Genomic DNA, 21,535 nt, shown 5'->3' on the forward strand with positions numbered 1-21,535 from the left:
CGTCACGGGCTAGTACGATTTCGCGAGGCCGAGCACCTTCTCCGCGATAAAACTCAGCGCGAGTTGCGGGCTCACCGGCGCGATGCGTGGGATCAGGATTTCGCGCAAATAGCGCTCGACGTGGAATTCCTTGGCATAGCCAAAACCGCCGTGGGTCATCACCGCCTGCTCGCAGGCCGAAAAGCCGGCTTCGCCCGCGAGATATTTTGCGGCATTGGCCGCCGCACCACAGGGCATGCCCTTGTCGTACTGCCACGCTGCCGACATCACCATCAGCCAGGCGGCCTCGAGCTCGACCCAGTTCACGGCGAGCGGATGCTGGATGCCCTGGTTCTTGCCAATCGGACGGTTGAACACCACGCGCGTCTTGGCGTATTTGGTCGCGCGCGACAGTGCGAGCTTGCCAAGGCCGACCGCCTCGGCTGCGATGAGGATGCGCTCGGGGTTCATGCCTTCAAGGATGTATTCAAAACCCCGGCCTTCCTCGCCAATCCGGTCCTCCATCGGGATCTCAAAATCCTCGAAGAACAGCTCGTTGGAATCGACGATCTTGCGACCCATCTTCTCGATCTCATGGACCTTGATCCGCTTGCGGTCGAAATCGGTGTAGAACAGGCTGAGGCCGTGGGTGGGCGAGCGCACCTCCTCCAGCGGCGTGGTGCGCGCGAGCAGCAAAATCTTGTGGGCGACCTGGGCGGTGGAAATCCACACCTTCTGGCCATTGACGACGTAGCGGTCGTTCTTGGCGACCGCGCGGGTCTTGAGCTGGGTGGTGTTGAGGCCAGTGTTCGGCTCGGTGACGGCGAAGCAGGCCTTCTCGCGGCCCTCGACCATCGGCGGCAGCATGCGCTTGCGCTGCTCCTCGGTGCCGAAGACGACGACGGGATTGAGGCCGAATACGTTGATGTGCACCGCCGATGCGCCGGACATGCCGGCGCCGGATTCAGCGATCGTCCGCATCATGATCGCGGCCTCGGTGATGCCGAGGCCGGAGCCACCATAGGCTTCCGGCACGCAGATGCCGAGCCAGCCGGCATCCGCTAGCGCTTTATGGAAATCATGCGGGAAGCCGCCGTCATGGTCCTTCTTCAGCCAGTAGGCATCGGGAAAGCCTTCGCAGATCTTGGCGACGGAGTCGCGGATCGCTTCCTGCTGATCGGTGAGCGCGAAATCCATGGACGTCCTGTTCCCCTTCTTGAGGTGCCGGGTTCTTGGTTGCCGGGAGGATTGCGGATGGATGCGGCAGATGCAAGCCAATAGGCGGCTTTCGGCTGGCGCATCCCAATGCGCGGCTCGCAGAGCTTCCCTCCCACGGCCAACGGTCTTGGCTTTTGGCGGCTGATGCGACACGCTGGACAAATCGTCGGAGAGGGGAGCCGCGAGGAGATCGACATGGCCGGGCTTTATTTCGAGGATTTCAGCGTCGGGCAGGAGTTCAGGCATCCGCTGACACGCACCGTCACCGAGATGGACAACACGCTGTTCAGCCTGCTGACGCTCAACCCGCAGCCGTTGCATATCGACGCGCATTTCGCTGCGCAGACCGAGTTCGGTCAGCGCATTTTCAACAGCCTCTACACGCTGGGGATCATGATCGGCATGACCGTCTATGATACGACGCTCGGCACCACCGTCGCCAACCTCGGAATGACCGACGTGACGTTTCCGAAACCGATCTTCCATGGCGATACGCTGCGGGCGACGACGAAGGTGCTCTCGGTGCGGGACTCCAAATCGCGGCCCAAGGCGGGCATCGTGGAGTTCGAGCACCATGCCTACAACCAGAACGATGAAGTCGTCGGCAAATGCCGCCGCATGGCGATGATGCACAAGAGGCCGGTCTGATGCGTTCGATGCTGTTCGTGCCGGGCGATTCCCCGCGCAAATTCGAGAAGGCCTCTCAGGGCAACGCCGATGCGCTGATCATCGACGTCGAGGATTCCGTCGTCACCGAGAAGAAGGATGAGGCACGCAAGTTGACCCTTGCCATGCTGAAAGGGCCGCGTGGGCCGCACCAGCTCTATGTGCGCGTCAACGCGCTCGACACCGGCATGACGCTCGTCGATCTCGCCGCTGTCATGCCCGGCGTGCCCGATGGCATCGTGCTGCCGAAATCGCAGGGCGGCGACGACGTGCGGCAGGTCGCGCTCTGGCTCGATGCATTCGAGGCGGCGGCCGGCTCAGAAGTCGGTTCGACCCGCATCGTCTGCGTCGCCACGGAAACGGCGGGATCGATCTTCGGGCTCGGCACCTACAAGAACTGCTCCCCTCGCCTCGCCGGCCTGATGTGGGGCGCCGAAGATCTCTCGGCCTCGATCGGCGCGACCGAGAAGGCCTCGGGCGGGGTCTTCCATAGCCCTTATCGCCTCGCGCGCGATCTCTGCCTGATGGCGGCCGCCGCGGCCGAGGTCGCGCCGATCGACACGGTCTATACCGACATCGACAATCTCGCGGGCCTGGAAGCGGAAACGCGCGCCGCACGACGCGACGGTTTTTCGGCCAAGGCGCTCATCCATCCAAAGCATGTCGACATCGTCAACGCGGCCTTCGCGCCGACGGATGCCGAACGCAAATGGGCCGAGAAGGTGATTGCGGCATTCGCCGGCAATCCCGACGCTGGCACGCTGCGGCTCGACGGCCAGATGATCGACAAGCCGCATCTGCGCGCCGCGCAGAAAATTCTCGGCCAGACCTAACTCCGGGATCGCGAGGACGGTCGAGCAGCTCCGCCCGAAGAACGCGGCGTAAGCCTCAGTCGAAGCTCTGCACGGGCGGCGCCGCCTCGGTCGGCTGCGGCGCAGGAGCCGCAGGAGACGCGACAGGCGCCGCTGCCTGAACCGGCGGAGTAGCGGCAGGTCTCATCTGGCCGCTGGCGTTCATCGCCTCGCGCGTGCGCGACGGTCCCGTTGCATTCGCGGCACGATTGGCGTCGCCACGCGTCCGCTGCCGCGTCGCCGATCGCGAACCTCCTCTGAGGCCCCATGAGCGGGCGATCGAGGGTCCGGCCGCGTAGCCGACGAAGGCGCCCGCCACCGCACCAACCGGTCCCAGCACGATGGCGCCGGAGACTGCGCCCAGGGCTGCATCGCCGGCGCGCTCCTGCGCAGCGGCACTCACTGGAATGAATGCCAGCATCGCGATTGCGGTGATCAAAGCCTTGTTCATCGGAGCGCCTCCCGTATCAGGGAAACCACTCGCCTCGAAATATGGCGGCACGACGTTTGTTTGTCGCCGGCTGGAGGGCAATACGCCGATGGAACTCGGGCATGGCTGGAACTTCCGCTGGCCCCGATCCGGCGGAGGTTCCGGAGTGCGCAGCATCAGACGATCTTGATCGACATATCCGGCAGGCCCTGGAGCTTGCACAAGAGCACATCGCCCTTGACGACGGGACCGACATTCTCCGGCGTGCCGGAATAGATGATGTCGCCTGCCTTGAACTCAAAGGCCTCCGAGAGCTTTGCGATCTGCTCGGCGACGCTCCAGATCATCTTCTCGAGGTCGGAATTTTGCCGTACCATGCCGTTCACCGCGAGCGAGATCGAGCCCTTGCTGAGATGGCCGACCTTCGCGACAGGATGGATCGGCCCGATCACGGCGGCCTGGTCAAAGCTCTTGCCGATCTCCCAGGGCTTCTTCTCCGCCGCCATGCCGTTCTGGAGATCGCGCCGGGTCATGTCGAGGCCGAGCGCGTAGCCATAGACATGGTCGAGCGCCTTGTCCGGCGAGATGTTGGTGCCGCCGGATTTCAGCGCGGCGACCAGCTCCACCTCATGATGATAGTTCTTGGTCAGCGACGGATAGGGATGATCGGCGACCGCGCCGATCGCAACGTTCTGGATCGCATCGGTCGGCTTCTGGAAGAAGAACGGCGGCTCCCGGTTCAGATCGGAGCCGCGCTCGATGGCGCGGCCTTCGGCGGCATGGCCGTCACCGTGCTCGGCCGCAGCGCGCTGGTGCCGCCGATGCGGGAGATCGGTCCCAACGAGGGCTTGCCGCCACTGCCGAAGGTCGAGCTGCTGCTCTACAAATCGAGCGGCGCCGCCTCGAAGGCGGCGACCGCCCTGCACGACTATCTCGCCCACCATCTGCGCCTAGATGAGGAGCTCGGCGGCCGGAGTGTCGGAATCGAATTGCCTTAGTCCTGTCAGCAAATGAGCTGTACAGGCGTACGTGAAATGGGGGCCGATTCACCGGCCCCCATCCGTCACTCCACGATCGCTGTCACGATTCCGGCACCGACGGTGCGGTTGCCTTCACGGATCGCGAAGCGCGACCGCTCTTCCAGCGCGATCGCCTTGTTGAGCTCAATCGTGAGCTCGGCGCTGTCGCCCGGCATCACCATCTCGACGCCATCACCGAGTCGGACAGTGCCGGTGACATCGGCGGTGCGGAAGTAAAACTGCGGACGATAATTGCCGAAAAAGGGTGTGTGACGCCCGCCCTCGTCCTTCGTCAGCACGTACACTTCCGCGCGGAAGGTCCGGTGCGGGGTCGCGGCTCCCGGCCGCGACAGCACCTGGCCCCGCTGAACGACATCCCGATCGATCCCGCGCAGCAGGCACCCGACATTGTCGCCGGCCTGCCCCTGATCGAGGATCTTCCGGTAGGTCTCGATGCCTGTCACCACCGACTTGCGGCTCTCGCCGAGGCCGACGATCTCGACGTCGTCCCCGAGCTTGACGGTGCCGCGCTCAATCAGCCCGGTCACGACGGTGCCGCGGCCGGAGATCGACTGGACGCCTTCGATCGGCATCAGGAACGGACGATCCTTCGCCCGCTCTGGCACCTCGATATAGTTGTCGAGGGCCTCGAACAGTTTCAGGATCGCCTGATCCGCGAGCGGACCGCTCTCGCCACGCAGCGCCTGGATCGCCGAGCCGCGGATTACCGGCGCGTTGTCGCCGTCGAACTTGTACTTCGACAGCAGATCGCGCACCTCGATCTCGACGAGATCGATCAGCTCGGGATCATCTGCCACATCGCACTTGTTCAGGAACACCACAAGGCGCGGCACGCCGACCTGCCGCGCAAGCAGGATGTGCTCGCGCGTCTGCGGCATCGGCCCGTCGGCGGCGGAGACGACCAGGATCGCGCCGTCCATCTGGGCCGCGCCGGTGATCATGTTCTTCACATAATCGGCGTGGCCCGGACAATCGACATGCGAGTAATGCCGCGCCGCCGTCGAAAACTCGACGTGGCTCGTCGCGATCGTCAGGATCTTCGAGTCGTCACGCGTACCTTGCGCAGCCGACGCCTTGGCGACGTCCTGATAGGAGACGAACGCGCCCCAGCCGTGATCGGCCGAGACCTTCGTCAACGCCGCCGTCAGCGTCGTCTTGCCATGGTCCACGTGGCCGATCGTGCCAACGTTGCAGTTGGGCTTGAGGCGCGTGAACTTCTCTTTGGACATAGGACACCTGTGGTGCTCGAGCTCCCGTGCTGGGTTTGCACGACTCGGGACACCGCGAGAGCTCGTTCGGCATCCGGAGCCGTTTCCGCTCCGGGCCGCATCGATTGTCAGGTGTGACGTTCGTTCAGGCGCAAAGCAGATCCACGGCGGAGAAGGGCATTAGCCCGTCCGTCATCATCAGCACTGATGTTTGCTGCGACTGCCGCATTGTTGGATGCCTGGTTCGCCGATTGCGAAGAGAGGCGCGTACATAGGGTATCGCCGCGCCGTTCGCAAGAGGGCGAGCCGCCTAAACCGGCCTCACTCACGGCCCATCGTTTAGACCGGCCTGAAGCAGCCGAGGATCAGGCGCTTGGCGCCGAACGGAGTCGCGCCCGAAACCTCAAAGCGCTTATCCTCGCGCATTTTCGCTTCAGCGGCTTCGAGCGTCGCCTTGTCGGGCCACACCTGCCACGAGAACACGATCTTCTCGCCGTCCCTCGCATCGACGGCGTGGCGGAGGTCGGCATATTGGCCGCTGGGACGTTGTCCTCCCACATCGTGCCGCAATACGGACGCCGCCGGCCGCCTGGAGCGTGATCCGCGGCCGCAGCCCCGGTTGTGGGTAGGCCTTCACAAGTAGGCCCTAGTCCAGCAGCGGCCCGATATGCTTTGATGCGTGGGGGCAGGAACCGAGACGCATGGGTGACCTGATGTACATGTTCATTCGAAAGTACACCAAGGTTCGTTCGGTCGCGGATGCCGCCCGCCGCGCCAAGAGCGGCGTCGGTCAGATCCTGAGGGCATCGCCCGGATTCAAATCTTATTATGTATTGGATGGAGGCGACGGTGTCGGGGTCGGGGTGATGATCTTTGAGGACCGCGAAAGCGCCAATGCGGCGAACGATAAGGTGCGGGAGTTTGTTCAAGCAAGCATGCATGACCTTGATCTTGGAGAACCCGAAATCATCGCCGGGGAAGTTCTGGTGAACATAAACACTGAAGCGTAGCTGTTCATAGGAGAGCCGCTCATCAGCTACGCGCAGCGAACATCAATGTCGGTAGGTCAGGCTACCGAATTTGCGAGTACGGCCCGGCTTGTCATTCACGCCTTGGCATGTGCCCGGCCGTGCTCGCGCTGCGCCAGGGCGGCCAGATTTTCGAGCGCGCACGAGAAGGCGTCAGGACGTGTATACATGGCGGAAGACGGAGCGGGTGACGCATTCACATAAAGCAAGCGCGCTGATGTTCGCGGTGTTCGCTGCGACATCGTGCGACGTGCATGCCGGCGAACAATTCGTCGCGCCGTCATCCCTGAAAACGATCGGCACGATCGACGCGCGCTTTCAGTCCTACAATGTCGAGATGGTGGAGATCACCGGCGGACGTTTTTGGAAGCCTTATCCGCGCGATACGCGCGCGCTCGTCGATCGGGATCGTTACGGCTACAGGCCGCCGATCGATTTGACCAATCGCCGTCTACGCAACCTCACAAGCGCATTGGCACCGGCCTATATGCGTGTCAGCGGTACGTGGGCGAACGCGACGTACTTTGCGGACGATGATCACACGCCATCCACACCGCTGTCGGGATTCAACACCGTGCTGACCCGCGCGCAGTGGCGCGGCGTCATCGAATTCGCGCGCGCCGTCAATGCGGAGATCGTCACATCCTTTGCCGTCAGTCCCGGCAGCCGCGATGCGCTGGGCGCATGGACACCCGACCAGGCGCAGCGTCTCGTCGCCTACACGCAGTCGCTCGGCGGCCGCATCGCCGCCGCCGAATTCATGAACGAGCCAACACTTGCGGCAACCAACGGCCCGCCGCCGGGATATGATGCGACCGCCTATGGCCGCGACTTCAAAATCTTTCGCGACTGGATCAAGCGAATCTCACCCGACACGTTGATCCTCGGCCCCGGCTCCGCCGGCGACGCGGCTTCGCCGTCGGCATCAGGTCTTAGCGCCCGCGCGCTGCTCACCACTTCCGGCGCAGGCGTCGATCGCTTCTCCTACCATCATTACTTCACGCTCTCGCCGCGCTGCAACGTCCACGACGATCCGGCGCAGGCGCTGACCGAGCGCTGGCTGTCGCGCACGGATCAAGCGCTCTCCATCTATCGCGCCCTGCGCGACGAATTCGAGCCGGAAAAACCGATCTGGCTGACGGAGACGGCGAACGCCGCCTGCGGCGGCAATCCGTCGGATGCGACCTTCCTGGACACGTTCCGCTATGTCGACCAACTCGGCCGTCTCGCGAGGGCCGGCGTTCAGGTGGTGATGCACAACACGCTGGCCGCAAGCGATTACAGCCTGCTCGACGAGAAGGACTTGCATCCGCGGCCGAACTATTGGGGCGCGCTGCTGTGGCATCGGCTGATGGGCACGACCGTGCTCGACGTGAGTTCGCCCGCGGCCGACCTGCATCTCTATGCGCATTGCCATCCCGCCATGCACGGCGCGGTGAGCCTGCTCGCGATCAACACGTCGCGCAGATCGTCGCGTTCCCTATCGCTTCCGCTCAGTGCCCGGCTCTACACGCTCGATGCCGCAAGGCTCCAGAGCGCAACGGTAAGGCTGAACGGCAAGACACTCTTGCTTGCGGCGAACGACGAACTGCCTCGTCTCGATGCCCGCGCGGTGCCGGCCGGCGCGACGCGACTGGCGCCGGCCAGCATCACGTTCCTCGTGATCCCGGACGCCGCGAACCCGGCCTGCGCCTGAAATCCCTCTAGGACCTCAGGCCATCGCGCGCCGTCTCCGGCGCAAGCAGCGTCGAGATGATCGTGATGATCGAGAGCGCGATGATATACACCGACACCGCCCATGAGGCACCGGCCCATGCGAGTAGCGCGGTCGCGATCAGCGGCGAGAAGCCGCCGCTCAGGGCCGCCGCGACATTGGCGCCGAGCGAGGCGCCGCTGTAGCGCACCTGGGTGCGGAACAATTCCGGCATGAATGCCGCCTTCGGCCCGAACAGCAATGCGTGCGTCAGTGTCATGGTGACGACGAGCGCCAGTGTGATCAGCGCGGGCTCCTTGGTGTCGAGGAACCAGAACAGCGGAAACGCCAGCGCCACCGAGAACACACCGCCGGCGAGATATAGCGCCTTGCGGCCGAACAGATCGGACAGCCAGCCGGCGAGCGGCAGCGTCGCGAACTCGACGATCGCGGCATACACGACGGCGTCGAGGATCACCTGCCGCGGCAGGCCGAGCCGCGTCGTGGCATAGACAACGGTGAAGACGGTGAGCAGATAGGCAAGGCCGACTTCGGAGACGGTGATGCCGATCGCCAGCAAGAAGCTGCGCCAGTCGCGCCGGAGCACCTCGAGCACCGGCTGCGCCAGCACCTCTTTCCGCTCCACCACCTCCTTGAAGTGCGGCGTCTCCGCGAGCTTGAGGCGCACGATGAAGCCGACGCCGACCAGCAAGATGCTGATCAGGAACGGCACGCGCCAGCCCCAGCTCAAAAAGTCGGCCTCGGGCAGCTTCGTCATCAAGCCAAAGATGCCGGTGGAGGCGGCGACGCCGACGGGAAAGCCGATCTGCACCAGGCTGCCATAGAAGCCGCGGCGATTGCCCGCATGCTCGATCACCATGACGACCGCGCCGCTCCATTCGCCGCCGAGGCCGATGCCCTGGACGAAGCGCAGGCACACCAGAAGGATCGGCGCCCAGATGCCGATCTGCTGATAGGTCGGCAGGCAGCCGATCAGGAAGGTGCCGAGCCCCATCGCGATCATGGTCGCGACCAGCATCGCCTTGCGGCCGAGCCGGTCGCCGTAATGGCCGATGATGGCGCCGCCGATCGGCCGCGCCACGAAGCCGACCGCGTAGGTCGAGAACGCCGCGATGGTGCCGACGAAGGGATCGAAGCTCGGAAAGAAAAGCTTGTTGAACACCAGCGCCGCGGCGGTGCCGTAGATCAGGAAGTCGTACCACTCGATCGCGGTGCCGAGTGCGCTTGCCCAGACCACGTGCGCCGTCGTCGATTTCTCCGTTGCGGTGGAGATGTCAGTCATTGCCGTCATGCGACCTGCCCCAGAATTCCCGCTTGCATCATGGACGACCCGATCAAGGCTTGCAACCTGTCCTTGTACTGCATCCCCACGCGAGCGCCTTGGGATGACGGGACCGGCCAGTTCAGGATAAGATCGCACGAAGGCAAGCTGCGGGAGGATGACATGACTGACAGCGCCCGCGGCACGGACGATGTTTTCGAGTGCGATGTGCTCGTGGCAGGATCCGGCGCGGCCGGAATGGCCGCGGCGATCACCGCCCGCTCCCGCGGGCTGAATGTCCTCATCGTCGAGAAGGAGCCGCGCTTCGGCGGCACCACTGCCCGCTCCGGCGGCTGGCTCTGGATCCCCGGCACCTCGCTCGCCCGCGCTTACGGCATCGCGGAGACGCCGGACCAGGCGCGCACATATTTGCGGCATGAGGCCGGCAATAATTACGACGCCGCGCGCGTCGATGCCTTCCTCGAAGCGGGACCCGAGGCCGTCGACTTCTTCACCACCAGGACCGCCCTGCGCTTCGACATGCCGCTGGTATTTCCGGACTATCATGCGGAGGCGCCCGGTGGCACGCAGGGCGGCCGCTCGATGGTGGCCCGCCCCTTTGACGGGCGCGAGCTCGGAGACCACATCAAGACGCTCGGCATGCCGCTGCCGGAGTTGACCGTGTTCGGCATGATGCTCGGCAGCGGCAAGGACATCGTCCACTTCATGCGCGCGACGGAATCGCTGACCTCGGCGGTCTATGTCGCAAAACGGCTCTCACGCCATTTGATGGACGTGCTGCGCCATGGCCGTGGCATGACGCTAACTAACGGCAACGCGCTCGCCGGGCGGCTGGCGAAGTCGGCGCTCGATCTCAACATTCCGCTATGGCTATCCTCGCCGGTGCGCGAGCTGATCGTCGAGAGGGGCGCGGTGAAAGGCGCGATCGTCGAACGCGAGGGTCGCACAATCCGCGTCAACGCCAGGCGCGGCGTGGTGCTCGCCTGCGGCGGCTTTCCGCATGACATCGCGCGGCGCAGAAAGATGTTTCCGCATGCACCGACCGGCGCCGAGCACTATTCGCCGGGACCGACGGGCAATACCGGCGACGGCCTGCGGCTCGCGGAGACTGCCGGCGGCTGCATCGAGGACCGCCTGCCGAACGCAGCGGCCTGGGTGCCGGTCTCGGTGACGCAGCGCAAGGACGGCACGCGCGGGGTGATGCCGCATTTCATCGACCGCGCAAAACCGGGCGTGATCGCCGTGATGCGCGACGGCCGGCGCTTTGCAAACGAGGGCAATTCCTATCACGACTTCGTCCAGGCCATGGTCAAGGCGGCCAAGCCGAACGAGGAGATCGCGGCCTTCCTCGTCTGCGATCACAAGACGCTGCGCAAATATGGCCTCGGCTGTGTGCCGCCGTTCCCGATGCCGCTCGGACATCATTTGCGCACCGGCTACCTCCTGCGCGGCGAGACGCCGGAAGCGCTCGCGGCCAAGGCCGGCATCGACGCGAAGGGTTTTGCCGAGACGGTCGCGCAATTCAACGCCGGCGCAGCGCAGGGACAGGACGCGGCGTTCGGCAAGGGCTCAAAAGCCTATAACCGCTACCAGGGCGACGCCCGGCACGGTCCCAACCCCTGCGTCGCGCCGCTCGAAAATGGCCCGTTCTACGCCGTCAAGATGGTGATCGGCGATCTCGGCACCTATGCCGGCATCGTCACCGATGCCAATGCCCGGGCGCTCGACGCGGAGGGCCGCGTCATTCCCGGGCTCTACGCCGCCGGCAACGACATGGCGAGCATCATGGGCGGCAACTATCCCGGTGCCGGCATCACGCTTGGGCCGGCGCTGACCTTCGGCTACATTGCCGGCCGTCATCTCGCCGAGAGTGCTGCGGAGCACAGCGCGGCGATGCGGGCGGCGGAGTGAGGGCGCACGGCACCCACAGCCACCGCTGTCATGCCCGGCGTGAACGCGCGCCAGTCGCCCTACTTGTCCTTCACCGGCACCGTGTAGTTCAAAATCAATCGCCCCCCATCCGGATAGATCGTCTGGCCCGTGATGTAGGACGCATCGTCGCTGGCGAGGAACGCGACGACGGACGCGACCTCGCTAGGCTCTCCGCCGCGGCCGATCGGGGTGCGAGACATCACGCTACGGCGCGCATCGTCGGAGGAGAAGATCGCTGACGACACCATATCGGTCAGAATCGTACCCGGCCCCACCGCGACGACGCGGATGTTGTGCGGGGCGAGCGCAACGGCGGCGACGCTCGTGAGCTGCTTCATGCCGCCCTTGGAAATCGCGTAGGTCGCAAGCGTTGGGATCGCGAGCAGCGCATTGACCGAGGACATGTTGATGATAACGCCGCCCCCCGCGCCTTGCGCGATCATCTGCTTGGCCGCGGCCTGCACGCCGAAGAAGGCGCCCTTCAGATTAACGGCGAGGACGTCATCAAAATCCTTCTCGGTGATTTCGAGAATATCCTGATTGCGCGCCACGCCGGCATTGTTGACCATGATGTCGAGCCGGCCAAACTCCCGAACCGCGGTGGCGACCACACGGTCGACGTCGGCGCGCCGCGCCACGTGGCAGTGGACCGCGCACAGCTCCTTGGGCCGCCCAAGTTCGGCGACCGTCTTGTCGAGCGCGTCGTTATCGACGTCTGATATCACCACCTTGACGCCGTCGCTGAGAAAACGCTCGGCGCAGGCCCTGCCGATGCCGCGCGCGGCGCCCGTGATGGCTGCGACCTTGCCGGAAAGTTTCATGGACGTCCTCCATCGTAGCTTGCAACAGAGATCACAAAAAGCGCGCGGGCGCGAACGGTTCTAGCGCAATCTCCGGCGCCGTGCCGCTCACGAGCTGCGCGACCAATCGCCCCGTGCGGGCCGAGCCGACCAGGCCAACATGGCCGTGGCCGAAAGCGTAGACGATGTCGCGCGAGGCCCGTGAATAGCCGATGCAGGGGCGCCCGTCCGGCATGCTCGGGCGATGGCCCATCCACATCTTGATGCGCGAGGCCGGAATGTTCTTCGGCAATTTCGGGAACATGCCGACCAGATAGTCGCGCAAAATCTCCGCGCGCTTCCAGTTGGGCGCGGCGTCGAGCCCGCCGATCTCGACCGTGCCGGCGGCGCGCAGCCCCTTGTTGGTCCAGTTCACGACCATCTTGGCGTCCGAGACCATCATCGAGTTGCGCGGACCGACCTCCGGATTTTCGATCATCACGTGATAGCCGCGCTCGGTCTCCAGTGGCAACGCGTCGCCGACGGAAGCCGTGAGCAGCTTTGAACGCGCACCTGCCGCGACCACCGCGGCATCGCAGGGGATCTCGCCGGTCTCGGTGACGACAGCGGCGAGCTTGTTGCCGTTGAGCTTGAGGCCGGTCGCCTTCGCACGCACGAATTCCGCACCGCTTGCCTGTGCGTGTGCGGCGAGCGCTGCGACATAGGCGCCGGGATCGCGGCATCGCCCGGCCTCTTCCACCACCACGCCAAACTTGTAGCGCGGATCGAGATCGGGCTCGCGCTGGCGCATCTCGTTGGCGTCAAGCTCCAGCCATTCGACGCCGACGCGCTTGCGGATGCGCCAGCCGAGATCGCCGTCAAAATTGTCACGCGACGGAAACACATGCATCACGCCGTTGCGCTCGACCAATTCGGGGACGCCGGCCTCTTCCGCGAGCTTGCGGTGCAGGAGCGGCGCGTCCTTGAGGAGATCGCGCATCGCGACAGCCGTCTTCTCGATCTTCGCCTCGGTCCAGCCCGCGAGCAGATATTTGATCAGCCAGGGCAGCGCTTTCGGCAGATACGACCAGCGGATCGCGAGCGGCCCGAGCGGATCGAGGAGATAACCCGGCACCTTCTTCCAGACGCCGGGCTCGGCCGGCGGGATCACCGAATGCGACGACAACCAGCCGGCATTGCCATAGCTCGCCGCCTGCTCGCCACCGGGCTCGCCGGGGTCGATCAACGTGACGCGATGGCCCTCGCGCAGCGCCTCGATGGCGCTGATGACGCCGATCGCGCCGGCGCCGATGATTGCAACGTGGCGGCCCATCAACGCGCCTTGTCTTGCGGAACGAAATCCTTGCCGACCGACATCGCGCGCGGATCGATCAGGCAGTGCAGGATCGACGGCTTGCCGGAGGCGAGAGCCCGCTCGAAGGCGGGCGCGAAATCCTCGGTGCGCTCGACGCGCTCGCCATGTCCGCCGAAGGCTTTTGCGTACATCGCGAAGTCGGGATTCTTGAGCTGAGTGCCGACGACGCGACCGGGATAATCGCGTTCCTGATGCATGCGGATGGTGCCGTATTGCGCGTTGTCGATCACGACCACGATGAGCGCTGCGTCATACTGCACGGCGGTCGCGAACTCCTGCCCGTTCATCAGGAAGCAGCCGTCGCCGGCAAAGGCGACGACGACGCGGTCGGGATATTGCCGCTTTGCGAGAACGCCGGCCGGCACGCCATAACCCATCGAGCCCGAGGTCGGCGCCAGCTGCGAGGCGAAGGCGTGGAAGCGGTGATGGCGGTGCAGCCAGCCGGCATAGTTGCCGGCGCCGTTGCAGACGATCGCGTTCTTCGGCAGGCGGTCGCGCAGCCAGGTCATGACCTTGCCGTACTGAAACGCGCCGGGCAGCTCGCGCGCGGTCTCCGTCCATTCCAGATAGTCCTTGTGCGCCTTGGCCGCCTCGCCCTTCCAGGCGGGCGCGGCTGCGGGCTTCAGAGTCTCGACGGCGGCGGCGAACGCCGTCGGCGTCGCCTGGATCGCGAGCGCCGGCTGGTAGACGCGACCGAGTTCGTCCGAGCCGGGATGAACATGGATGAGCTTCTGACTGGGCACGGGGATGTCGAGCAGCGTGTAGGACGAGGACGGCATCTCCGACATGCGGCCGCCGATCAGGAGAATGACGTCGGCGCCGGTGATGCGCGCCTTGAGGCCCGGGCTCGGGCCGATGCCGAGATCACCGGCATAGTGCGAGTGATCGGCGTCGATCAGCGAGGCACGGCGGAACGAGGTCGCAACCGGCAGATCGAAGCGCTCGGCGAAGCGCGCGATGCCCCTGGCGGCCTCGGCGGTCCAGCCCGAGCCGCCGAGGATGACGACCGGCGCCTTGGCACTGGCCAGCATCGCGCCGAGACGCTCGATGTCAGCCGGCGCAGGCCAGCTTACGGCCGGCTCGACGCGTGGGGCATCGGCCACAGCTGCGGTTTCGGTCAGCATGTTTTCCGGCAACGAGATCACGACCGGGCCCGGACGGCCCTGCAGCGCGACGCGGAACGCGCGCGCCACCAGTTCCGGGATACGATCTGGGCGGTCGATCTCGACGGCCCATTTCGCCATCGTGCCGAACACCGCCTCGTAGTCGAGCTCCTGGAACGCCTCGCGCTCGCGCATGCCGGTGTCGACCTGGCCGACGAACAGGATCATCGGCGTCGAATCCTGCAGCGCGATGTGGACGCCATGGCTGGCATTGGTCGCACCCGGCCCGCGAGTGACGAAGCAGATGCCAGGGCGGCCCGTCAGCTTGCCATAGGCCTCCGCCATCATGGCGGCGCCACCCTCGGCGCGGCAGATCATCACGTCGATCGGGCTGTCATGCAGCGCATCCAGTGCCGCGAGATAGCTTTCGCCCGGCACGCAAGTGACCCGTTCCACCCCCTGCGCGACGAGCTGGTCGATCAGGATCTGGCCCCCGGTGCGGGCGTTGCGAATGGTCATGACGGCTCCCTGCAAGGCTATTGCGACGCGCTCGATCGCGGCGCGCAAGTTTTGTTCCGGGCTGGCGTAGGATAGACGGAAATGCGGCGCAAGACTGAAAGGGCTCAGAGCAGCCCTGCGAGCCCGCAGGCCCGCCGAGCAGCACGCGCGGCTCGGCGAACTCGCAGCAGATTGTGCAACGCGCTTGACAAAGGTTTCGGCAAATACGGAGCGATTTAGCCGACGGCAGGCCAGCGCGCACGCTGAAACGATTTAGCGGGACCGGGCGCCGGGCCGCAGGCGGGCCACGCAGCGAAATCCGATATCGCTTGCCGAGGTATGGACCTGTTCCGGGCGGCGCGCGGCCGGACGGTAGCGACGGCAATGGTTCGGCGCGCAAAGATGCGAGCAGCCCTTCAAGACCTTTCGCGGACTGCCAGTCTGCGGCGCGCCGACATCGTGGCTGCCGGCCTCGCTGCCGCCGCGCGGATTACGCGAAACCTGCCACGGTCCGTGCGAACCGAACGTGGAATGCGACGACCACCAGTCCGAGGTCCACTCCCAGACATTGCCGATCATATCATAGACGCCGTAACCGTTCGGCGGAAACGCCGTCACCGGCGAGGTGCGTTCATATCCGTCCTCGCAGAGATTGTGCGCGGGAAAGTCGCCCTGCCAGATGTTCGCCATGTGCCGCCCGCCGGGCGTCAGGGTGTTGCCCCAGGCATATTCCTCGCCGTCGAGCCCGCCGCGCGCGGCATATTCCCATTCGGCTTCGCTCGGCAGCTCCTTGCCGGCCCATGTCGCGTAGGCAGCCGCGTCCCGGTATGCGACGTGCACGACCGGATGATCGTCGAGATCCCTGATGCTGCTGCCGGGGCCGTAGGGATGCCGCCAGTTGGCGGCGCGCATCAGCGTCCACCACTGACGCCCGTCGCCGAAATCGGTAACATGCGGGAGCGGCGCAAACACCAGCGAACCCGCATAGAGCGCACCCGTCAACGTTCCGGAGAGATCCTCCGACACGATCTGCGCCGTCGTCACGTAGCCGGTCGTGTTGACGAATTCCTTGAACTGCCGATTGGTCACCGGCGTGCGGTCGATCCAGAAGCCGTCGAGCGCGACGGGATGGCTGGGCGCTTCCTCGGAATAGTGACGATCGGAGCCCATCAGGAAGGTGCCGCCGGGAACGAAGACCATCTCGCCGGCCTTCTCATCGTCAGGCCGCCACTCGCAATGATCGACGTCCGCCCACAACATCGTGGAACCCCACTTACGACCACCTTCCCGCCTGCCTAAGAAGGCGGCTGCATCGGCGCGCAGCGAACGTGATCGCCCAGGTTGCAAAGGCTAGTTGAAGTTTTCGGGAATGTGACGTGCAATTTGTGCCAACATCGGGATGATGGTGTCCGGCGGCAGATGCCGCAGAATTGTCGCGCTTCAGTTCGAGAGTACGCGCATGGGGATGCTTCACGTTGATTCGCGCCGGCTCGACGGTTTCGAGGGCCTGCATCAAGCGGTCCACGGCACGCATGTCGACGTGATGCAGCTCGGCCGCGGCAAGCTGCGCGGCACATTGTCTCATATCGGCATCGGGGATTTTTCACTCAGCATCGGCTCGTTCAATGTCGGCATGCGCACGCGGCGCATCGCCAGCGACGAGAAGCTGATCATCGGCATGCTGCTGAAGGCGGAGGACCGCGTCGCCCATTGGTCGTTCGACATGCAGCCGTCCGACGTGCTGGTGATCCCGCCGCTGCTCGAGCATGACGGCATCTTTCATGGCGCGTCCGCCTATGCGGCCATGCGCCTCGACCTCGACGAGGTCGCCGAGGTGTTTGCCGGCCAACACAGATTGAACGATCCGGAGTACTGGCGCAGCAAAAACCATTTTCGGGCCGATCCCGCGCTCGGGCCGGCCGCCGCGGTTCGCCTCGCCAGAATTGTCGTGAAACTGACCGAGCACCACGCCGCGCTGACGGAACCTGCCGCCGAGTTCTGGCGGCGATCGATCGCCGAATGCATGGCCGCCAATGTGATCTGCTCGCTGCCATCAGACGACAGCGGCTGGCTGCCGGCGGCGAGACGGCTGATCGGCAAGGTCGAGCACTATCTCGACGAATCCGGCATGCGGCCGGTCCACATCTCGGAGATCTGCGCAGCGCTGCACGTCTCGCGCCGCACGCTGCACCGCGCCTTCCAGGAGGTGTTCGGCATGGGGCCGGTGACCTTCCTGCGCCACAAGCGCCTGTGCACCATTCACTCGATCCTGCGCGAAAGCCGTCCGGGCACCACGACCGTGTCAACGGTCGCGATGCAGCAGGGCTTCTACGAGCTCGGACGCTTCTCGCATTATTACCACACGATGTTCGGCGAATATCCGTCCCAGACCCTGGGCGTTCCGGCGCACGAACTCGTCGCCCCGCAGGGAGCCGGCTTGAGCGTTGCGCAAAACGCTTGATGTGGATCAAACGCCGGGCGGACTATTCGGCCTGCAGTGCTGCCGTTCCACGCCTTCGTGAGGGCGAGCCATGGCGATACTCGGCGAGATCAGGCACATCACGACCTATCGGTATGCGAACCCGGTCAGTTTTGGAACGCATCGGGCGATGTTTCTGCCTTGGCGTGGCTCGGCGGCCCGGCTCCTCAGCTGGTCGGCACGAACAAACCTTGCCTCGAAGATCCACTGGATCAGCGATTCCCGCTCCAACAGCGTCACGGTGATCGAGCCAAGCGAGCCTGGCACGGAGCTGACCTTCACTTTCAAGGTCCGCGGCGTCTATTTCGGCATCAAGAGGCTGGAGGGCTTTAACCTGGAGCCGCGCGCCGAGGAAGTGCCGGTGCAGTATACGCCGGACGAGTGGACCGATCTTGCCGGCTATCTGCGCCCGCATGACGACGATAACGACGCCAGCGTCGCGGCGTGGAGCAAGAGCTTCGTTGCCGGCGACCAGGATCGCGCGACCGACGTTCTGGACCGGATGATGGCGGCGTTCCGTCGCGACTTCAGCTATCGCGCACGCGACACGGAAGGAACGCAGTCGCCGGCGGAGACGTTGCGCACCAAATCCGGCACATGCCGGGACTATGCCTGGCTCATGATCGAGGCGCTGCGCCGGCTCGGCTTCGCCTGCCGTTTCGTCAGCGGATATCTGTACGACGCGGCACTGGACGGCGGCGCTGTGGGCATGATCGGGTCGGGTGCCACCCACGCCTGGCTCCAGGTGTTCCTCCCGGGCGCAGGCTGGCGGGACTACGATCCGACCAACAGCATCAGCGCCGGCTATGACCTGATCCCGGTGGCCTATGCCCGCCATCCCGCTCAGGCGATTCCGCTGGCCGGCTCCTGGTTCGGCGAGGCCAAGGACTATCTCGGCATGTCGGTCAGCATCGCGGTCCGCAAGATCGGAGAATTCGAAGATCCGTCAGAGGGTTAACGGGTCACCTGACGCGCGCGGCGCGGGGGCGCGCACCTTGAACCTAATCGATATAGAGTGCACCAATAGGAAGCGTGATTCCAGTCACACTTGCTATCCTGGCGCTCTGCTAGGTCGTGAACCGGACCAAGATCGAGTTGGATGAGACAGCCATGAAACGCCTGACCGGAGCCGTGATCGGCCTCTTTTGCCTTGCGGCGCCTGCCGCCGCTGAAACCCCGGCCGCAATCGTCGAAGACGTGCAGGGCAAGGTCCAGGGCGTCGAGTTCATGGACTATGTCGCACCCGGCAAGATCATCAAGCTCGCACCGAACGGCACGCTCGTGCTCGGCTATCTGAAATCCTGCTGGCGCGAGACCATCACCGGCGGCGTCGTGCAGGTCGGCCCCGAGCAGAGCGCGGTCCAGCTCGGCGACGTCCAGCGCGTCAAGGTGCCGTGCGACGCCAATGCCGCGCAGCTCTCCGAGCGCGAGGCGAACCAGAGCGCGGCAACCACCTTCCGCACCATGAAGTCCGACAAGCCGGGCGCTGCGCCGAAGAAGCTGACCACGCTCTACGGCGTCGCGCCGCTGGTCGAGGCCAAGAGCGGCGGCACGCTCAGCATCGAACGGATCGACGCCAAGGGCGAGCAGTTCAGCGTGCCGCTGACCGGCAACATCATGGTGCGCGGCAAGTTCTACGACTTCGCCAAGGCCGGCAAGACGCTCACGCCCGGCGGCACCTATCTGGCGACGCTCGGAACGCACCGCTTCACTTTCCAGGTCGATGCCAAGGCGACGACGTCGCCGACGCCGATCGTCGGCCGCCTCTTGCGGCTAGAGTAGACGGCCGCACCGGGGCGCGATGCGGCGAATTGGCAGGCGGGACATCGTTGCGGCGGCGCTGATCGCTGTGATCAGCGGGATCGTCTTCACGTCGCCGCCGCTCGCCACGCTGCAGGGACTCTCGCTCGACATCCTGACCGGGCTGCGCGCAAGGCTCGTCGGCGACAGCAGGGACCCCGCGGCCTCGCCGGTGGTCGTCCTGGCGATCGATCAGGAAAGCTACGAGACCCCGCCCTTCAAGGACTCCCCGACGATCACCTGGACGCGCGAGCTCGCCCGGGTGCTCAACGCCGTCATGGACGGCGGGGCCCGCGTCATCGGCTTCGACGTCATCTTCAAGTCCTCGATCGAGCAATCGGAGATTCCCTTCGGCGACGCGCCGCTGGGCACCCGCATGAAGGGCTTTGACCGGGATTACCTGCGCACGCTTCGGCAAGGAGCCGATGCCGGCAAGCTCGTGCTGGGCGACATCCAGAACGACCGTCCGGAGCGTCCCTTCCCCGGACAGGTTCTTGCGGCGCGCCCGCAGAACGTCCGCGCACTGAATGTCCATACCGATTCCGACCACGTCATCCGCCGGATGCCGCTGACCTTCACCATCGATGGCAAGCCCGTGCCGCTGATGGCACTCGAGCTCGCCTCGCGCGCGCTCGGGGCAACGCCCGAGATCTCGTCCGACGGCACGGTGAAACTTGCCGGCTACGCGATCCCGAGCACCCGGCCCAACACGCTCACCCTCAACTTTCGCGGCGCCGGCCGCGACGTCCCGTCGTTTTCCTTCGCCGACCTGCGCGCCTGCGTCGAGAAGGGCGATGCAGAGTTCTTCCGCAACGCGTTTGGCGGCAAGGTCGTAATCCTCGGCACCGTGCTCAATTTCGACGACCGCAAGCTGACCTCGATGCGGCTTGGCGGCAGCCGTGATGGCGCACCCGCGCCACGCTGCGCCCTGCCCGCTCCCGCACAGACAGCGACTGCTGCCCGCAGCGACATCGCCGGCGTCTTCGTGCACGCGACCGCCGTGCGCAATTTGATGGAGCGCGATGCGGTGTCCGAGCTCGGCTTTCCCTGGCGGAGCATCATCGCGATCCTCGCCGCGGCACTGATTGCGTTCGCCGCGTGCCTGCTCGCGCCGGCCGGCACGATCATCGCGTGGCTCGCCGTCACCGTCGTCTATGCGGCCTGTGCCGTCGCCCTGTTCGTTCACGCGATTGCGCTGCCACTGACCGAGCCCGCGCTCGCCGGCCTTGCTGCAGGCGCCCTGATGATCGGTTATCGCTTCGTCATTGCCGACCGCGAGGAGCGCTTCCTGCGCAAGAGCTTTGCCTTCTACCTCGCGCCGCAGGTGATCGACACCATGGTGGCGTCGGGCAAGATGCCGGCGCTCGGCGGCGAGATGCGCAATGTCACGGTCTTCTTCTCCGACCTGACCGGCTTCTCCTCGATCTCCGAGAAGATGACGCCGACCGAGCTGGTGGCGCTGATGAACGAGTATCTCTCCGAGATGACCGACATCATCGAGAGCCATGGCGGCTATGTCGACAAATATGTCGGCGATTCCATCGTGGCGGTGTTCGGCGCGCCGGCGGACGATTCGGATCACGCCGGCCACGCCGTGCGTGCGGCGCTGCAATGCCGCGACCGCCTCGACGAGCTCAACCGCAGCCATCCCGCATTCCGGGGCCGAGGGCTTGCCCATCGCATCGGGCTCAACACCGGCGAGGCCGTGGTCGGCAATATCGGCTCGCGCCGCCGCTTCAACTACACGGTCATGAGCGACACCGTGAACGTCGCCTCGCGGCTCGAGGGCGCCAACAAATATCTGGGCACCTCGATCATGGCCTCCGAGATGACGGTGGCGCAGACCGGTGGGACCTTTGCCTGGCGCGAGCTCGACTCGATCAGGGTCAAAGGCCGCGACGAGCCGGTCAGGATCTACGAGCCACTGGCGGAGCGTGGGGCGGAAACACCAGCGCAGGCGAATGCGGCTGCAGCCTATGCCGAAGGCCTCGCGCATTGGCGGGCGCGCGAGTTCGCCAAGGCTGCCGATTGCTTCACCCGGGTCGCTGCGACCGACCGGCCATCGGCGCTGTTCGAAACGCGCGCAAGAGAATTGGCGTCCAATCCGCCGCCCCCGGATTGGACGCCCGTCAACACGCTCGAAGGCAAGTGAC

At 65.3% G+C, this 21,535-nt stretch carries 19 protein-coding genes and 1 pseudogene; 10 read left to right on the plus strand and 10 right to left on the minus strand.

Translation table 11 applies throughout. The features are described 5' to 3' along the window. Nucleotides 1–9 precede the first annotated feature (9 nt). Nucleotides 10–1,176 (minus strand): acyl-CoA dehydrogenase family protein, encoded by a 1,167-nt coding sequence (locus JQ632_RS24515; protein WP_212405157.1) that lies wholly within the window; start codon nucleotides 1,174–1,176, stop codon nucleotides 10–12. Between the two features lie 216 nt (nucleotides 1,177–1,392). Here JQ632_RS24515 and JQ632_RS24520 point away from each other — a divergent pair, with 216 nt between their 5' ends. After that, nucleotides 1,393–1,845, plus strand: a complete 453-nt coding sequence (locus JQ632_RS24520; RefSeq protein ID WP_212405158.1) for a MaoC family dehydratase — start codon at nucleotides 1,393–1,395, stop codon at nucleotides 1,843–1,845. After that, the gene (locus tag JQ632_RS24525; protein WP_212405159.1) at nucleotides 1,845–2,696 is read left to right on the plus strand and encodes a CoA ester lyase; all 852 of its coding nucleotides are present in this window, start codon (nucleotides 1,845–1,847) and stop codon (nucleotides 2,694–2,696) included. The genes JQ632_RS24520 and JQ632_RS24525 overlap by 1 nt, the downstream gene beginning before the upstream one ends. Nucleotides 2,697–2,751: 55 nt before the next feature. Here the strand turns inward: JQ632_RS24525 and JQ632_RS24530 are convergent, their stop codons facing one another. Together JQ632_RS24530 and JQ632_RS24535 are read right to left on the minus strand one after the other, a co-directional pair. Next, nucleotides 2,752–3,165 (minus strand): hypothetical protein, encoded by a 414-nt coding sequence (locus tag JQ632_RS24530; protein ID WP_212405160.1) that lies wholly within the window; start codon nucleotides 3,163–3,165, stop codon nucleotides 2,752–2,754. Between the two features lie 155 nt (nucleotides 3,166–3,320). Further along, a pseudogene (locus JQ632_RS24535) lies at nucleotides 3,321–3,911 on the minus strand (fumarylacetoacetate hydrolase family protein); the annotation flags it as partial. On the opposite strand from JQ632_RS24535, the gene JQ632_RS24540 reads away from it, so the two are divergent. Continuing rightward, entirely contained in the window at nucleotides 3,807–4,142 is a 336-nt protein-coding gene (locus JQ632_RS24540; RefSeq protein WP_249152510.1) for a hypothetical protein, read from the plus strand. The pseudogene JQ632_RS24535 and the gene JQ632_RS24540 overlap by 105 nt on opposite strands. Before the next feature lie 65 nt (nucleotides 4,143–4,207). Here the strand turns inward: JQ632_RS24540 and tuf are convergent, their stop codons facing one another. Both tuf and JQ632_RS24550 read right to left on the minus strand, forming a co-directional pair. Further along, on the minus strand, nucleotides 4,208–5,413 hold the full coding sequence (tuf, locus tag JQ632_RS24545) for an elongation factor Tu (RefSeq protein ID WP_212405161.1): 1,206 nt from the start codon (nucleotides 5,411–5,413) through the stop codon (nucleotides 4,208–4,210). A 318-nt stretch (nucleotides 5,414–5,731) separates the two neighbouring features. After that, nucleotides 5,732–5,950: a DUF1428 family protein gene (locus JQ632_RS24550; RefSeq protein ID WP_312015658.1), complete on the minus strand. Its 219-nt coding sequence runs from the start codon at nucleotides 5,948–5,950 to the stop codon at nucleotides 5,732–5,734. Nucleotides 5,951–6,105: 155 nt separating this feature from the next. Between JQ632_RS24550 and JQ632_RS24555 the strand changes: the two genes are divergently transcribed. After that, nucleotides 6,106–6,402, plus strand: coding sequence for a hypothetical protein (locus JQ632_RS24555; RefSeq protein WP_212405215.1), 297 nt, complete (start codon nucleotides 6,106–6,108; stop codon nucleotides 6,400–6,402). 205 nt (nucleotides 6,403–6,607) lie between these two features. After that, entirely contained in the window at nucleotides 6,608–8,116 is a 1,509-nt protein-coding gene (locus JQ632_RS24560; protein WP_312015659.1) for a hypothetical protein, read from the plus strand. Nucleotides 8,117–8,123: 7 nt separating this feature from the next. Here the strand turns inward: JQ632_RS24560 and JQ632_RS24565 are convergent, their stop codons facing one another. Next, entirely contained in the window at nucleotides 8,124–9,425 is a 1,302-nt protein-coding gene (locus tag JQ632_RS24565; RefSeq protein WP_212405163.1) for an MFS transporter, read from the minus strand. Between the two features lie 153 nt (nucleotides 9,426–9,578). Here JQ632_RS24565 and JQ632_RS24570 point away from each other — a divergent pair, with 153 nt between their 5' ends. Then, complete coding sequence (locus JQ632_RS24570; RefSeq protein WP_212405164.1) at nucleotides 9,579–11,327, plus strand: FAD-dependent oxidoreductase; 1,749 nt, start codon at nucleotides 9,579–9,581, stop codon at nucleotides 11,325–11,327. Nucleotides 11,328–11,386: 59 nt separating this feature from the next. On the opposite strand, the gene JQ632_RS24575 is transcribed toward JQ632_RS24570, so the two are convergent. The 4 genes from JQ632_RS24575 to JQ632_RS24590 all read right to left on the minus strand — a co-directional run bounded on the left by JQ632_RS24575 (nucleotide 11,387) and on the right by JQ632_RS24590 (nucleotide 16,363). Further along, the gene (locus JQ632_RS24575) at nucleotides 11,387–12,169 is read right to left on the minus strand and encodes an SDR family NAD(P)-dependent oxidoreductase (protein ID WP_212405165.1); all 783 of its coding nucleotides are present in this window, start codon (nucleotides 12,167–12,169) and stop codon (nucleotides 11,387–11,389) included. A gap of 31 nt (nucleotides 12,170–12,200) precedes the next feature. Beyond that, nucleotides 12,201–13,460, minus strand: a complete 1,260-nt coding sequence (locus tag JQ632_RS24580) for an FAD-binding oxidoreductase (RefSeq protein WP_212405166.1) — start codon at nucleotides 13,458–13,460, stop codon at nucleotides 12,201–12,203. Further along, a complete protein-coding gene (locus JQ632_RS24585) occupies nucleotides 13,460–15,124 on the minus strand; it encodes a thiamine pyrophosphate-binding protein (protein WP_212405167.1) in 1,665 nt (554 codons plus the stop codon). Before JQ632_RS24585 ends, JQ632_RS24580 begins: the two co-directional genes overlap by 1 nt. A 252-nt stretch (nucleotides 15,125–15,376) precedes the next feature. Beyond that, on the minus strand, nucleotides 15,377–16,363 hold the full coding sequence (locus tag JQ632_RS24590) for a formylglycine-generating enzyme family protein (RefSeq protein ID WP_212405168.1): 987 nt from the start codon (nucleotides 16,361–16,363) through the stop codon (nucleotides 15,377–15,379). A gap of 205 nt (nucleotides 16,364–16,568) precedes the next feature. On the opposite strand from JQ632_RS24590, the gene JQ632_RS24595 reads away from it, so the two are divergent. The 4 genes from JQ632_RS24595 (at nucleotide 16,569) to JQ632_RS24610 (ending at nucleotide 21,534) form a co-directional block, all read left to right on the plus strand. Beyond that, complete coding sequence (locus tag JQ632_RS24595; RefSeq protein ID WP_409363513.1) at nucleotides 16,569–17,564, plus strand: helix-turn-helix domain-containing protein; 996 nt, start codon at nucleotides 16,569–16,571, stop codon at nucleotides 17,562–17,564. A gap of 70 nt (nucleotides 17,565–17,634) precedes the next feature. Continuing rightward, entirely contained in the window at nucleotides 17,635–18,540 is a 906-nt protein-coding gene (locus JQ632_RS24600) for a transglutaminase family protein (protein WP_212405170.1), read from the plus strand. Nucleotides 18,541–18,692: 152 nt separating this feature from the next. Beyond that, on the plus strand, nucleotides 18,693–19,364 hold the full coding sequence (locus JQ632_RS24605; protein ID WP_212405171.1) for a hypothetical protein: 672 nt from the start codon (nucleotides 18,693–18,695) through the stop codon (nucleotides 19,362–19,364). A gap of 19 nt (nucleotides 19,365–19,383) precedes the next feature. Then, the gene (locus JQ632_RS24610; protein WP_212405172.1) at nucleotides 19,384–21,534 is read left to right on the plus strand and encodes an adenylate/guanylate cyclase domain-containing protein; all 2,151 of its coding nucleotides are present in this window, start codon (nucleotides 19,384–19,386) and stop codon (nucleotides 21,532–21,534) included. Nucleotide 21,535 lies beyond the last annotated feature (1 nt).

Origin of the sequence: Bradyrhizobium liaoningense (assembly GCF_018130955.1) — a bacterium.
Lineage (GTDB): Bacteria > Pseudomonadota > Alphaproteobacteria > Rhizobiales > Xanthobacteraceae > Bradyrhizobium > Bradyrhizobium liaoningense_C.